The organism is Niabella soli DSM 19437 (genome assembly GCF_000243115.2).
Classification (GTDB): Bacteria; Bacteroidota; Bacteroidia; order Chitinophagales; family Chitinophagaceae; genus Niabella; species Niabella soli.
The window spans coordinates 1,684,418-1,698,503 of record NZ_CP007035.1 but is presented as its reverse complement, the minus strand read 5'-3'; the positions used below and the strand labels follow the sequence as shown (position 1 = coordinate 1,698,503).

The 14,086-nt window shown below is 45.5% G+C and carries 11 protein-coding genes, 1 tRNA gene and 1 riboswitch; of the genes, 5 read left to right on the top strand and 7 right to left on the bottom strand.

All coding sequences use genetic code 11. From position 1 onward, the window contains the following. Nucleotides 1-229 precede the first annotated feature (229 nt). A complete protein-coding gene (locus NIASO_RS07275) occupies nucleotides 230-1,174 on the top strand; it encodes a geranylgeranylglycerol-phosphate geranylgeranyltransferase (protein ID WP_008584793.1) in 945 nt (314 codons plus the stop codon). A 4-nt stretch (nucleotides 1,175-1,178) separates the two neighbouring features. Then, nucleotides 1,179-2,195 (top strand): class 1 isoprenoid biosynthesis enzyme, encoded by a 1,017-nt coding sequence (locus tag NIASO_RS07270; RefSeq protein ID WP_008584795.1) that lies wholly within the window; start codon nucleotides 1,179-1,181, stop codon nucleotides 2,193-2,195. 144 nt (nucleotides 2,196-2,339) lie between these two features. Here NIASO_RS07270 and NIASO_RS07265 read toward each other — a convergent pair whose 3' ends face one another. Both NIASO_RS07265 and NIASO_RS07260 read right to left on the bottom strand, forming a co-directional pair. Beyond that, nucleotides 2,340-3,746, bottom strand: coding sequence for a sensor histidine kinase (locus tag NIASO_RS07265; protein WP_008584797.1), 1,407 nt, complete (start codon nucleotides 3,744-3,746; stop codon nucleotides 2,340-2,342). Between the two features lie 272 nt (nucleotides 3,747-4,018). Then, nucleotides 4,019-4,103, bottom strand: a tRNA-Ser gene (locus NIASO_RS07260). A gap of 123 nt (nucleotides 4,104-4,226) precedes the next feature. Here NIASO_RS07260 and NIASO_RS07255 point away from each other — a divergent pair. Then, the gene (locus NIASO_RS07255) at nucleotides 4,227-5,480 is read left to right on the top strand and encodes an ABC transporter permease (protein WP_008584799.1); all 1,254 of its coding nucleotides are present in this window, start codon (nucleotides 4,227-4,229) and stop codon (nucleotides 5,478-5,480) included. A gap of 108 nt (nucleotides 5,481-5,588) precedes the next feature. Beyond that, on the top strand, nucleotides 5,589-6,632 hold the full coding sequence (gene tsaD, locus NIASO_RS07250; protein ID WP_008584800.1) for a tRNA (adenosine(37)-N6)-threonylcarbamoyltransferase complex transferase subunit TsaD: 1,044 nt from the start codon (nucleotides 5,589-5,591) through the stop codon (nucleotides 6,630-6,632). A gap of 61 nt (nucleotides 6,633-6,693) precedes the next feature. Here the strand turns inward: tsaD and NIASO_RS07245 are convergent, their stop codons facing one another. From NIASO_RS07245 to NIASO_RS07235, 3 genes are all read right to left on the bottom strand, one after another. Then, entirely contained in the window at nucleotides 6,694-7,950 is a 1,257-nt protein-coding gene (locus tag NIASO_RS07245; protein ID WP_008584801.1) for a homoserine dehydrogenase, read from the bottom strand. Between the two features lie 11 nt (nucleotides 7,951-7,961). Beyond that, entirely contained in the window at nucleotides 7,962-9,002 is a 1,041-nt protein-coding gene (locus NIASO_RS07240; RefSeq protein WP_025298779.1) for a homoserine O-acetyltransferase family protein, read from the bottom strand. Nucleotides 9,003-9,082: 80 nt separating this feature from the next. Continuing rightward, complete coding sequence (locus NIASO_RS07235; protein ID WP_008584805.1) at nucleotides 9,083-10,393, bottom strand: O-acetylhomoserine aminocarboxypropyltransferase/cysteine synthase family protein; 1,311 nt, start codon at nucleotides 10,391-10,393, stop codon at nucleotides 9,083-9,085. Between the two features lie 298 nt (nucleotides 10,394-10,691). Next, nucleotides 10,692-10,804, bottom strand: a riboswitch (SAM riboswitch). A 290-nt stretch (nucleotides 10,805-11,094) separates the two neighbouring features. Between NIASO_RS07235 and pckA the strand changes: the two genes are divergently transcribed. Continuing rightward, on the top strand, nucleotides 11,095-12,699 hold the full coding sequence (gene pckA, locus NIASO_RS07225; protein WP_008584809.1) for a phosphoenolpyruvate carboxykinase (ATP): 1,605 nt from the start codon (nucleotides 11,095-11,097) through the stop codon (nucleotides 12,697-12,699). 133 nt (nucleotides 12,700-12,832) lie between these two features. On the opposite strand, the gene plsX is transcribed toward pckA, so the two are convergent. Together plsX and rpmF are read right to left on the bottom strand one after the other, a co-directional pair. Further along, on the bottom strand, nucleotides 12,833-13,783 hold the full coding sequence (plsX, locus tag NIASO_RS07220; protein WP_008584811.1) for a phosphate acyltransferase PlsX: 951 nt from the start codon (nucleotides 13,781-13,783) through the stop codon (nucleotides 12,833-12,835). A gap of 99 nt (nucleotides 13,784-13,882) precedes the next feature. Further along, on the bottom strand, nucleotides 13,883-14,077 hold the full coding sequence (rpmF, locus tag NIASO_RS07215) for a 50S ribosomal protein L32 (RefSeq protein ID WP_008584813.1): 195 nt from the start codon (nucleotides 14,075-14,077) through the stop codon (nucleotides 13,883-13,885). Nucleotides 14,078-14,086 lie beyond the last annotated feature (9 nt).

Below are 14,086 nucleotides of genomic sequence, written 5' to 3'. Positions count from 1 at the left end.
CCGCAAGCTACTGTTTATTTTTTAAAACGGGAGATCTTTTGCCCGGCGCGGCTTATAGCAATATCTGGGGCCAGCGTTGGGCTCCAAACTATTTGCAATAACCGGGGGATATTCATTTTTATTTTCTGCAAATACATTATTTTTGATGCTGATGGATGGGGGCCGGTCTTGACAGGGTTTAATGATAGTACGATTGGAACGATCCGGGCAACCAAAATATTTTTCATGCATGAAAACGATATTCAGCTTTCTTAAACTGATCCGATGGCCAAACCTGCTGATTATTTTCTTAACCCAGTTGTTGTTTGAATATTGTATTATCCGTCCGTTGCTGGATCAGCATGGGATACAGCCGGCGTCCGGCCCAAAAGATTTTTTGATTATCGCCCTGAGTTTCCAATTGATTGCAGCGGCCGGATACATTATTAATGATTGGTATGATCTTCCGTTGGACCTGATTAATAAACCTCAAAAAATATATATATCGCGCACCATAAGTAAACGGGCGGCCCTGCTGGCGTATTTTCTCATGAACGCAGCCGCAATGCTGCTGGTTGTATTTGTTGCTCCATCCCGGGAGCGACTATTGCTGCTCGCCTGTATAATACTTTGTGAATTGCTGCTCTTTTTTTATTCGGCCTGGTTCAAAAAGCGCTTTTTGATCGGTAACCTTATTGTGGCGGTTGTTACCGCATCGGCTATCCCCGTATTGCTGGTTCCCGTGCGCCCGGCCTTCCTTCTTACAGGAAGTACCTATGGCACTCTTTTGCAATTGACATTGCTTTATACGGGGTTTGCTTTTTTGATCACCTTTGTAAGGGAAGTGGTAAAGGACCTGGAAGACGAACAGGGAGACCGCCGGTACGGCTGCCGGACCATGCCCATTATATTGGGCGCTAAAAAGGTGCACCAGATTGCCGGAATAAGTGTGATAGCCCTGACGCTGGTTATTGCAATGCTTCAGCCTTTATTATGGAAGATAGGAATGAAGCCATTCCTGTTATCTCTTTATTCAATCTTGCTGGTGCTGGTTCCTCTTGGGTTCATTACAAAAAAAATATTTAAGAACGCAACAACCGTTAAAGAATACCACCAGCTAAGCAGTAATATAAAAATGGTAATGCTTACCGGCATTCTTTCGATGCTTTTTTTCCTGTTTATAAACCTGAAATAGGATAATGTATTTTTTTGAATTTGCCCGAAATATTATTTTCAAATTAGTGCATATCCTGTTCACCCGCCGGAAGGAGGCCCGGTGGGCGCAGCGCTATTTAAATAACTTACAGGAAGAGCTGGGCGGCCGCCTTAGTGAGCAGGCCTTTCGCAAGATCATAGTTTCCTATAGCATTTATCTGCCGATGATCATTGATTCCTTCTCCGGTTTGCGGGCGCAGAAGATCAGTCAAAAGGAAAAAGAACGGATCCTTTTGTATTTTATCTGCAGCACTACTTTTGATGATTTTTTAGATGAACAGACGCTTTCTTCCGAGAATCTTTCTGCCATCTCCTGGTCGCCCGAAACCTTTCAGCCGGCAAGTGTGGAAGAACGTGCCTTTTTATACGGACACCTGGAATTAAAAAAACAGGTGCGGTATAAGAAGGAATACGAAGTGATTGTACAAAAATTATTCAAAGCCCAGATCGATTCATTGCAGCAGGCTCATTCAACGCTCAGCGCTGCTGAGTTGGAACGTATCACGCTTGAAAAAGGGGGCTATGCAGTGCTGCTTTGTCCCTTTTACCTGGATCAGGAGAGTTCGGAGGCGGAAAAAAATTGCTGGTACCTGATCGGGGGTATTATCCAGCTTACGAATGATCTTTTTGATATCTGGAAAGATCTGCAGGCGCATATAAGCACGCTGCCGGTAACTATAAAAGATGCGCATGCCTTTCACGTTTATTTTTTGGAACGGGTGCATCAGTTAGAAATTGAAATTGCCCGTATTCCCGTTCCTGCCCCACGGAAACGACGGTTTCTTACCAGCATGCTGGCTATTTGCTCCTTTGGGGATATGGCAATTGCCCAATTAAAAAAGATCCAGCAGCACCAGCCTTTTATGCCCGACCTGCATATGCTGCAACGGAAGGCGTTAGTTGTGGATATGGAGCGGCCCGGCAATATCGGACATTGCCTTCGGTTTGCCTACCGCCGGTGTTTGCAATGGAAAAGGAAGTATGATGGCCCACGCGGTTAACGGATGCACTGGTAGTGTTTATAAAGAAAAACTTTAAGGAATAATACCAATTAGACATTAAAAAACGCTGTCATCCTCAGCCTGACATATCTTTCTGTTGATGTAATTTAAAAGTCTGATTGGTATAAATCCTGTATCCGGAATCTATCCGGTGCAGATTGGCGAATAAGAAGAATTGGAATCGGCGTCAGGCGGCATGCTCAGCGGAATAAGAATAAAAAAGTCAGAGCCTTGCCCAGGCGTACTTTCAAAACCGATGCTACCGCCCTGTCGCTCCATGAACTCTTTACAAAGGGGTAAACCCAAGCCAACCCCTTTTTCATTATTGGTACCAAATGTGGATCCGGATGTCATCGAAAACAGCGTATCAGTTTTATCCTGTGGGACACCCCAGCCATTATCTTTAATACTCACTTTACACTGGGCATTCAGCACCTGGGCATTAATATGGATTACTCCACCCTGTGGGGTAAATTTAATGGCATTATTGATCAGGTTGCGTACCACTAACTGCAGCATATCGGGGTCGGCAGTTATCATTATTCCCGTGTCGATCTCATAGTTCAGGGTAATAGCCTTTTTCCCTGCCAGAGTCTTTTCGATCTCCAGGGTATTCTGTAACAGGTGGAGCAGTTCTACCACCGCCAGGTTAGTGGTAACGCCCTCCATTTGTGATTTTGCCCAGTACAGCAGGTTGGAGATCATTTCCATCGTTTGGTCGGTGGCATTGAGTAATTCGTTTTCCAATAATTGACGCTCGGGCCCCTCAAGCATGTTTTCATTCAGCAGGTACAGGTAATTCTGTATATTGGCAAAAGGCGCCCGCAGATCGTGCGAGATGATGGACAGGAGTTTGTTTTTTTCGGTATTGATTTGCTCCAGCTCCTGTTTTTGCTGTACAATCTGTTCGTTGCGCAGTTCTATGGCCCTGGCCTCTTCTTCCACGATAGTTTTTTCTTTATCATAACTCTTTTTTAAGAAGCCGATAATAATGGTGATAGCAATAATGGGTATGGGAAATGCGGTAATCCTGTCAATAAATTCCCCCTTGCCCAGATCAAAGGGGTGCTTTACCAAAGAAGGATAGCGATATTCGATCAAATGCAGCATAGAGAAGGACACAATATAAACGAATAACCATAATAAATGCTGACGATAAGGTGAGATGGCTAATAGCAATACAAAATACGAGGGCCATATCAGGTCGGTAGAGCCGTTAATACCTGAATTTGAAAAATAATTGACTGAAAAAATGAGTATCCCCGTTAAAGCAGCTATAGTATTATTATGCGGTTTATTCCGGAACCTGGAATTATTATATTGAAAATAAAAAAAACCAGCAAGCAATATACCGGAAACTGCCGCTACATAAAGCCCGGCAAACAAATTGTAAGGAACATAAAATACCGCCAGGGTAATTAACCCAATGCTGATAGAATGGAATATCCTGGCCTCTAATGTGAAATCTGCGGAGCTTCCTATTAATTGGCACCATACATTATTTATCCTTTTTAAAAAAGAATTCTTATTTGTAGGCTTGTATAATTGCATAGTTAATTCTTTCAGTTCTGCATATTTAAACGTGGGTGGCTGGTAGAAAGTAGTAAGGATTTTTAATTGTTCAAACTGCCGGCCACCGGAATGAAATTACAGACATTTTAACTTAAAGTCTAAAATATGATGTGGAGGAGGTTGTATAGATTGAAAGTTGTTTTGGTGTGGAGGAGTTATTCATCTGATCCCAAAACAAACAGCAATTAGTTAAGGAAAGAGAAAAGGAGATCCTCTTATAAAAACAGGGGAACATTAATGTTCCCCTTCGGCGGAGAGCGAGGGATTCGAACCCCCGGACCTGTTACAGTCAACGGTTTTCAAGACCGCCGCATTCGACCACTCTGCCAGCTCTCCGCGGCAAAAGTAAGGGTACGAATGTTTTTGGCAAAAAAAATAACCGACTTTATTTGTGGGCACTCCCGAAAGGCATGTGTGCCGATTGTATTTGCTGCTAAAGTTTGATTTATCTTTGCCGGGATGTTCAGACGTACGATAGAAATTGTGGGCAATAGTTTTCGCATGGCGATGCAGGAGCTATGGAAAAATAAGCTGCGTACGTTCCTGTCGCTTTTTGGTGTTACCATCGGCATCTTTTGCATTATCGGCGTGCTGGCAACGGTGAACAGTCTGCAACGGAATATCCAGAATGAGATCAACTCACTGGGGTCTAACACGATTTATGTAGACAAATGGGATTATAAAGGCGGCCCCGATTACCCCTGGTGGAAATATGTGAACCGTCCGGTTCCCCGGTATGAAGAGGTAAAGCAAATAAAGGATCGTACGCCTAATGCCCGGTATGTTGCATTTGCCCTGCAGCGTACCGCTAATAATAAGGTGGAGTATTCGGGGTTTACTTTAAACGGTATTAACGTGTACAGCGTTAACGAAGATTTTATAAAAGTGCAACCACTGGCGATGGCCTATGGGCGCTATATCAGCGATGCAGAATTTAGTTATGGAACCAATGTTGGCGTCATTGGTAACGAGATCGCCGAAAAATTATTTACTAACCCCGAGCTGGCCGTAAATAAGACCATTTCCATATCCGGCCGCAGGATACTGGTATCGGGCGTTATCGTAAAACAGGGAAAACAAATGATCGGGGGCTGGGGGTTCGATCAGAGCGTGGTAATTCCCTTTCAGTTTGGCAGGACCATTTATAACGAGTTGAAAACAGATCCGGTAATTATGGTGCAGGGCTGGGATAATGTTTCCAGTAAAGGACTAAAGGATCAATTGATGGTGACCATGCGGGAGATACATAAATTAAACCCCAAGCAGGAAGACAACTTTAGTTTGAATGATATTAATGATGTGAGGGACCAGCTTTCCGGCGCTTTTGTGGGCCTGAATATCGGTGGGGCGGTGATCGGGGGTATTAGTTTGATCGTTGGACTGTTTGGGGTGGCTAATATTATGTTTGTAACGGTAAAGGAACGTACGGCCCAGATCGGATTGAAAAAAGCATTGGGCGCGAAGCGGAAGATCATTCTTACCGAGTTCCTGCTGGAGTCAGCTTTTTTATGCGTGGTGGGCGGAACGATCGGGTTGCTGCTGGTGTACGTACTGGCGCAGATACTGAGCAAAGCGCTGAACTTTCCGGTATTTATATCTGTTGGTAATATGATATGGACTTTTTTGATCTGTATATTGGTGGGGGTCATTGCAGGGATTGTTCCGGCAATGCAGGCCGCAAAAATGGATCCGGTGGCAGCGATCAGGAGCTAGGTCAGTCAATAGTCAATAGTGAATTGTGAATGGGCGGCGTGCTGCATTATGCGTTTCGCATTAAGCATTGTACGTTCCATGTTCCGCATCAAAAAAGGGTAATTTATAATGAAGCAAATCAACATACTGGCAATAGAATCGAGCTGTGACGAAACATCGGCGGCAGTTTGCAGCAATGGCGCTATATTGTCCAACCGTATTGCTACGCAGGCGGTGCACGCAGCGCACGGAGGAGTAGTGCCTGAACTGGCTTCCCGTGCCCATATGCAAAACATCGTTCCGGTGGTGGATGTTGCTTTAAAGGAAAGCGGCTTGCCTTTGACGGATATTGATGCCATCGCTTTTACCCAGGCGCCGGGTTTGATCGGCAGTCTGCTGGTAGGGGGGCAGTTTGCAAAATCATTATCGGTGGCAATGGATAAGCCATTGATAGCCGTGAACCACATGCAGGCGCATGTTTTGGCCAATCTTATTCCGGATCAAAAACCATCCTTCCCCTTTTTATGCCTCACGGTAAGCGGGGGGCACACACAAATTGTAAAATGCCTGGCGCCCACACGAATGGAGATCGTTGGTGAAACCATTGATGATGCAGCGGGAGAGGCGTTTGATAAGGCGGCGAAGCTATTGGGGTTGCCTTACCCTGGTGGCCCGCTGATCGATAAATATGCAAAAGACGGTGATCCCAACCGCTTCCGGTTTCCCGAGCCCAAAATCCCTGGGTATAATTTCAGCTTTAGCGGATTAAAAACAGCGATTTTATATTTCCTCCGGAATGCGGGAACGGCGCAGGTTTATAAAGAAGAATTTGCGGCAACGGAAGAAGCGCGCAAAAAATTTATTGACGAAAACCTTGCGGATATCTGTGCCTCCATTCAAAGCCGGATCATTACTATCCTGCTGAATAAACTCAGCAAAGCGGCCCGGGACCTGGGTATTAAAGATCTTTGCATTGCAGGAGGTGTTTCTGCCAACAGCGGATTGCGCAAAGCCTTCAAAGAAATGGGCATTGAAAAAGGGTGGAATACGTTTATCCCGGATTTTCAGTATTGTACCGATAACGCCGGCATGATCGCTATCACCGGGTATTACAAGTACCTTGAAAAGGATTTTGCCACGTTGGATGTGCCGTCTATGGCCAGAGGGTTTTAAGCTCAAAGTTCAAGGTTCAATCTTTGACGCTAATATTGAACCTTGAACCTGAAACGTTGAACTACAACAACCCCGCCAGCTCCAGACTTTTCTTTTTGAGTTTGCGCTCTTCAATATCTTCAATAATACCATCGGCTTCTACAATTAAGGAAGTGCCGTTCTCTTTCCACCAGGACTGTTCCTTTAATTTTTTCAATGCAATAACGCCTGATAAATATTTACGGCTTTCCTGTGCATGCCATTCCTCGATCCACTCAAATGCTTCTTTCGGTACAAAAGCAAGATCTGTAAAGCTTATAAATACTTTTAGATAAATATCGTCGTTAAGTTGGTGCGGTTGATGATGATATAATTTTTTATACTCGTAACGATACTCATAACGCAGCGCGGAAATATCGCTCAATACTGCTGATGCAGTGGGGAAACTGCCGGCGCCTTTTCCATAGAAGAATTGCTGATCGGCAAAGCCGCTTTCGATAACTACGCCGTTGTATTCGTTCTTTACAAAAGACAACGGTGTTTCGGTTGATACAAATTGCGGCAATACATAAGCCCCAACACCGCCATTGATCAGCTTCTTGGCCTGGGCCACTAATTTGATTTGCTGGCCGCGGGCTTTTGCCACCTGGGCGTCGGATTTTGCAATATTCTGAATGCCGTTAAACAAAATATCTTCAGGATGCGCCACGATCCCGTATGCGTGTAATAAGAGGATGGTCCATTTGTTAAGGGCATCAAAGCCTTCTACATCCAGTGTGGGGTCGCTTTCCGCAAAGCCCAACTGTTGTGCCAGCAGCAACGCATCTCTGAACGAAAGGTTTTCTTCAAAGATCTTCGTCAGGATGAAGTTGGTGCTACCGTTCACAATCGCGCGTATACTGTGCAGCAGGTCGTTGTCGTAATATTCTTCCAGGTTGCGGACAACCGGAATGGAGGCGCAGGCAGCGGATTCATACAGTAAAGAACTGCCCGTTTCCTGCTGTAGTTTCAACAGGGTTTCCAGGTTTTCGGCGATCATTTTCTTCGAAGAGCTGACCACATCTTTCCCGTTTTTTAATGCAGTGCTTACGATCTCGAAACCGGCTTTCGCATCATCAATCACTTCTACGATCAGGTTGATGTCTTTGTCGTTTAATAACTCATTCCGGTCAGTTGTAAAAAGACTGCCGGGGGCGTTTCTTTTTTTGTCAGGGTGTTTAATACAGGCTTTTTTTATAACTGCTTTTAGTGAGGGGGTTTGCTGTAATACCTTATAAAGTCCTTCCCCAACTACTCCAAACCCAAATAACCCGATCACAAGTTCTTTATGTTCGCTCATTATTTTATATTTTATTTTGTGATCACGCTGGCAGCGTGATGTGTGATAAATTTTTTGATCGCTTCCGATATTTGCTCAAATTCCAGTAAGAAGCCGTCGTGGCCATAATCGGTGCTGATATGCCGCACTATGGCGTCCGGGATATGCTCTGCTAAAAAATCCTGTTCTTCCGGGGGGAACAACAGATCGCCTTCCAGCGCCAGCACCAAAGTGGCTGCCCGGATGGCTTCTAATGCCTTTATTACCGTGCCGCGTCCACGCCCCAGGTTATGACTATCCATGCTTTTGCTTAGCACATAGTAGCTGAATGCGTTAAAACGTGCGGCCAGTTTGGTCCCCTGGTACCGCTGGTAACTTTCGCTTCGGAAAGATTCAAGCGTGTCTTCGGAGGACTCTGATTGTGTTTTGTTGTAGGCGGTTGCATTACGGTAGGAAAGCAGGGCAATGCCGCGGGCTACTTCCATGCCTTTTAATCCGGCGTCCGCTGCCTTGTTTTTCCAGGTTTGGTCGGCCTCAATGGCAAAGCGTTGCGATGCGTTGAATGCCTTACCCCAGGGAGAATGTACCGCATTCGTAGCCAGTGGAATAATATGTTCAAACAGTTCCGGGTCCTGTACGGCCCATTCCAACAACTGCTGTCCGCCGGTGCTGCCCCCGATACCGATCTTTATTTTAGTAATGCCCAGCTCTTTTTGCAATAGCCGGTAGGCGCCTGCCATATCCCGAATCGTAAAAAAAGGAAAATTGTGATAATAAGGAACGCCCGTTTCAGGATTTGTATCCAGCGGACTGCTGCTGCCATAGCAACTGCCGGGCATATTTACACAAATAATAAAGTGACGCGCGGGATCAAAAATCTTTTCTTCGCCGATCATTTCCGGCCACCATTCATGCGGGTTGCTGTTGGCGGTAAGCGCATGGAAGATCCAGATGATGTTGGATCGATCCCCGTTCATACTTCCGTAAGTGGTATAGGCCAGCCGGAGGTTATGAAACACCGCACCGCTTTCCAGTGCAAAAGGTTGGTCGTATGTAAAAACCTGTTGGGTCATGTGTGTAACTTCAAAATTCAATGAAGACCTATAAGGTTCCGCCACTGCGGGCATGTTACAACCTTATAGGTCTTTTATTCTTATTTAAACACCGCTGCAAATGCCTGTTCAAAATCTGCTTTGATGTCATCAATATGTTCAATGCCCAGGCTGATGCGGATAAGATTGTCCAGCACGCCGGCATTTTTTCTTTCTGCTTCGCTTAACTGCTCATGTGTGGTAGACGCGGGATGAATCGCCAGCGTTTTTGTATCGCCCACATTTGCCAGGTGGCTTACCAGTTTTAAGTTGTTGATAAAAGCGGCTCCATTTTCCAGTCCCCCTTTGATACCAAATTGCAACACGCCGCCAAACCCATTGGTCAGGTATTTTTTTGCAAGGGCATGATAGGGGCTGCTTTCCAGGCCCGGGTACCATACAAAATCAACTTTATCATGCTGCTCCAGCCATTGCGCCAGCGCCAATGTGTTATCAACCGTGCGCTGTACCCGCAGGGAAAGCGTTTCGAGTCCCTGCAGCAGCAGAAAAGAGTTGAAGGGGCTGATGGCAGGGCCGAAGTCGCGCAATCCTTCCACACGCGCACGGATCGCAAACGCAATATTGGGCAGCCCCAGCGGGTTCCCTTCACCAAACACCTGCCAGAAATTTAACCCGTGATACCCTTCGGAGGGCTCAGAAAATTGTGGGAACTTACCATTGCCCCAGTTATAATTGCCCCCGTCTATAATAATACCGCCGATGCTGTTGCCGTGCCCGCCGATCCATTTCGTAGCAGCTTCCACAACAATGTTGGCCCCGTGTTTAATGGGCCGAAATAAATAGCCGCCGGCTCCAAAAGTATTGTCCACGATCAAAGGAAGATCGTATTCCTTCGCCAACACGGCAAACTTTTCAAAATCGGGAACATTCAGTCTTGGGTTTCCAAGCGTTTCAATATAAATGGCTTTTGTCTTATCATCAATCAGCGGCCGGAAGCTGTCCGGGTTGTCATCAGCGGCAAAGCGGGCATCAATGCCGAATCGTTTAAAAGAAACTTTAAACTGGTTAAAAGTTCCGCCATATAAGAAGGGTGAGGTTACAAAGTTTTCACCCGCCTGTAACAGGTTGGCTATGGTAAGCAACTGCGCCGACTGGCCGGAAGCGGTTGCTAATGCTGCCGCACCACCTTCCAATGCCGCCATGCGCTGCTCAAAGACATCGGTAGTGGGGTTCATAATGCGGGTATAGATATTTCCAAACTCTCTTAGTCCAAAAAGATTGGCGGCATGTTCCGCATTCTTAAATACAAAAGAAGTGGTTTGATAAATGGGCACCGCACGGCTTCCTGTAGTTGGGTCGGGTTGCTGTCCTGCATGTACCTGCAGGGTATCAAAATGTAAGGGATTGCTCATAAATAATATGATTTAATGAAGATGAAGAATCTATTTTCTTGAAAAATTCCGGGGATGCCCCCGCCAGGGGTGAATGTAAATGTATGCCTGCTAAGGCATACAGCAAATGCAGCAGCGCATTACAGGAGTAATGGTAGGAACAGTGTATGTTGCTTCTTGTGTCATGTGGACCACGAATTTAACAGCGTTTTTTTTCATATTCAAAAAATTATCACGGCAGGCGATATGGCCATAAAAAAAGCCCACCGGATAAACCCAGGTGAGCTGTTATTGTAAATACGATTAAAAATAGCTGCCTGACTTATCTTTCCCCCGCGGTTACGGGAGGTGGAATTGGCACCTTGCCACGCTTGTACGTAGCAGGTTGCCAAGGCTTCATTGGGCCAAACCCTCTGCCTTTCTTGATAAGATCCCGGTATTGCCGGGAGAAATTTAAAGATCTTCTGACCCCATAAAATAGGGGAGGGCATCAAAGTTAGGAAACGGAACGGAAACAAAAAAATATGCCGTTCAAATTACAAGTATTTGGGAATCAGTAATGTATTGCTAACAATTGTTAGTTTAACATTTTATTTTTGAATATTTTTAATTAAACAGCCTTATTGTATTTGAAAAAATCAAAATAATAAGGTTTTAAAATTATTTTTTTTAGATATTTTCAAATTATATTTTTGTGTTCTAATCAAAAATATAAACCCGTTATGCTTACAAAGCCATTGGAGATTCCCTTGAAACAATTAAAGAAGATGGGGCTCAGTTTGAACAACCAAATCTATTACCAGTTAACGCCGGAGGAGCTGATTGACGAAACACTGCAGCAGCAAATGGGCGTATTGAATGACACCGGCGCCTTGGTGATCAGTACCGGTAAATTCACCGGAAGATCGCCTAAGGATAAATTTATTGCAGAGGATGCTATAACCTCGGATACCGTTGATTGGGGCAATTTTAATAATGCCATTGAAGAAAAATATTTTGAGATCATTCTTGCAGACGTACAACAATACCTGAACACGCGGGATAAGCTTTGGATACGCGATTCGTATGCTTGCGCAGCGCCGGAATACCGGTTGAACGTCCGGGTGGTTAATGAATTGCCCTGGATGAATTTATTTGCCCATAATTTGTTTCTGCGTCCTACAGAACAGGAACTTGAATCTTTCAGCCCTGAATGGCATATACTTTCCGCGCCCGGTCTGGAACTGGATCCTGTTCGCTGTGGGGTGCGGCAGGGCAACGCCACGGTGGTTAGCTTTAAACATAAAATGATTTTGATCACGGGCAGCAGTTATACCGGGGAGATAAAAAAAGGTATTTTTTCTATCTTAAATTATCTCCTCCCGGAGAACCGGAAGGTACTGAGTATGCACTGTTCTGCCAATACTGGCCCAAGGGGAGATACGGCTTTGTTTTTCGGATTAAGTGGCACCGGGAAAACGACACTGAGCACAGATCCGGATCGCAGATTGATCGGCGATGATGAACATGGATGGGATGAAACACAGGTCTTTAATTTTGAGGGTGGGTGTTATGCCAAATGCATCAATCTCTCCAAAGAAAAGGAGCCGGAAATTTATAATGCTATTAGACCAGGGGCGCTGGTAGAGAACGTAACGTTTTACCCCGGTACCAATCAGATCAATTTTGATGATGCATCCGTTACGGAGAATACCCGTGTAGCCTATCCGCTAAATTTTGTTGAAAATAGTGTGCCTGCTGAAACCGGGGGTATACCGCGCAATATTTTCTTTTTGACCTGTGATGCCTACGGGATTTTACCGCCGGTTTCCCGTTTAACAAAAGAGCAGGCATTGTATTATTTTATCAGCGGGTATACGGCAAAGGTAGCAGGCACCGAAACGGAAATAACCGAGCCGAAAGCCACGTTCAGTGCCTGTTTTGGCGCTCCGTTCCTTCCGCTGCACCCGGGAAAATATGCTGCTTTACTGGGGGAAAAGCTGACGAAGCATGGCGTAAAAGTATGGATGGTGAATACCGGCTGGACGGGGGGCGCCTACGGAACGGGATCCCGTATGAAGCTGGCCTGGTCGCGGGCCATGATACAGGCGGCGCTGAACGGGGAACTGGATACCGTAGAGTATCATAAGGATCCGGTGTTTGGATTGATGATCCCGGATACCTGCCCGGGCGTGGAGCAGCGGGTATTAACGCCAAGGAATACCTGGGCAGACCCGGCGGCATACGACCGGCAGGCAAAACAACTGGCCTTTCAGTTTGCCCGGAACTTTGAAAAATATGCAACGGTTGCTGCTGCAGCGGTATCAGCAGCCGGACCTAAAGTGTAGGAATAAAACCCCGCCAGAATGAATCTTTCGGGCTGGCACAGAGGAATCAGAGGTCTTACACGGAGAGCACAGTACTTTACCAAACCGCTGCGACCTCTGTGGCTACTCTGTTTGTGTGGTTGACAAGCGTTATTTAACGCGGCTGTATAGCGTCTTTTAATTTGTGCAGCACATCTGTTTTAAGCATCTTCTCCGCTACGCGGATCATATTGCTGAACGCAGTGGCTTTGGAAATGCCGTGTCCTACAATTACCGGGTGTGCTACGCCCAGCACCGGTGTGCCGCCGTAAATTTCAAAATTGAAACGGTTGAGGTAGCCGCTTTCCGGCGCTTCCTTTTTTGAAATATCGTAAATGGATTCGGCAAGTTTTAGAATGATGTTCCCCGTAAAGCCATCGCATACCATTACGTCGGCTTTGTCGTTAAAGGTATCACGGCCCTCAATGTTACCGATAAAGTTGATCTGTTGATTTTCCTTTAACAGCGGGTAGGTGCCTTGTGTTAATATATTGCCTTTGCCTTCTTCTTCGCCTACATTGATCAATCCCACTTTAGGGTTTTCTATTTCGAGCACGTGCCGTGCATAAACCGCACCAAGGGTGGCAAACTGGTTGAGCTGTTCGGGTTTGCAATCGGCATTTAAACCCACATCCAGGATCAAACCCGTACCACCGTTTTGTTTGGGGATAATGGATGAAATAACGGGACGTAAAATCCCTTCGATCGTTTTTAGATTAAAAAGAGCCCCCACCAGCATGGCGCCTGTATTCCCGGCACTGATGAACGCATCTGTTTTGCCTTTGGCCAGGTATTGAAATCCTGCGGCAATAGAAGAGTCGGTTTTTTCTTTTAACGCTTTGGTGGGATGTTCGTGCATCCCAATAACCTGGGTGGTTGCCACGATTTCAATGGAACCAGTTGGAATGTTTTCCGCAACAATAATTTCTTTTATCGCCTCAGCGTCTCCAAATAGGGTGATCTTGATCCCATTGCTCTTATCTTCTTCCAGATATTTTTTTACTCCGCGTAACGCTTCCTGTGGCGCAAAATCGCCCCCCATAGTATCAATTCCAACATTCATCATATACCGGCTAAAATTAAAAATTCCAAATACATTACCAACCAAAGGTCGTCAATGAATTTGGAATGAACAAGTTAAGTAAAGCTGAGTCAGCTCTTTTTTTTAAGCTTTTGAAGGCGCTTTTTCTGCTACTACTTTCCCTTTGTAAATTAGCTTTCCCTCATTTACATAAGCACGATGGCGTACGTGGGTTTCGCCCGTACTTGCATCGGTAGTTAATGTAGTTGAAGTTGCTTTATAGTGCGTTCTGCGTTTTGCGCTTCTCTGCTGACTGTGCCTGCGTTTCGGATTTGGCATAACTAATAA

Excerpts from the sequence above, each read along its gene's own strand:
- NIASO_RS07240 (WP_025298779.1), bottom strand. The coding sequence starts at position 9,002 with ATGACCCAACAGGTTTTTACATACGACCAACCTTTTGCACTGGAAAGC.
- NIASO_RS07265 (WP_008584797.1), bottom strand. The coding sequence starts at position 3,746 with ATGCAATTATACAAGCCTACAAATAAGAATTCTTTTTTAAAAAGGATA.
- NIASO_RS07270 (WP_008584795.1), top strand. The coding sequence starts at position 1,179 with ATGTATTTTTTTGAATTTGCCCGAAATATTATTTTCAAATTAGTGCAT.
- plsX (WP_008584811.1), bottom strand. The coding sequence starts at position 13,783 with ATGATGAATGTTGGAATTGATACTATGGGGGGCGATTTTGCGCCACAG.
- NIASO_RS07235 (WP_008584805.1), bottom strand. The coding sequence starts at position 10,393 with ATGAGCAATCCCTTACATTTTGATACCCTGCAGGTACATGCAGGACAG.
- NIASO_RS07275 (WP_008584793.1), top strand. The coding sequence starts at position 230 with ATGAAAACGATATTCAGCTTTCTTAAACTGATCCGATGGCCAAACCTG.
- rpmF (WP_008584813.1), bottom strand. The coding sequence starts at position 14,077 with ATGCCAAATCCGAAACGCAGGCACAGTCAGCAGAGAAGCGCAAAACGC.
- pckA (WP_008584809.1), top strand. The coding sequence starts at position 11,095 with ATGCTTACAAAGCCATTGGAGATTCCCTTGAAACAATTAAAGAAGATG.
- NIASO_RS07255 (WP_008584799.1), top strand. The coding sequence starts at position 4,227 with ATGTTCAGACGTACGATAGAAATTGTGGGCAATAGTTTTCGCATGGCG.
- tsaD (WP_008584800.1), top strand. The coding sequence starts at position 5,589 with ATGAAGCAAATCAACATACTGGCAATAGAATCGAGCTGTGACGAAACA.
- NIASO_RS07245 (WP_008584801.1), bottom strand. The coding sequence starts at position 7,950 with ATGAGCGAACATAAAGAACTTGTGATCGGGTTATTTGGGTTTGGAGTA.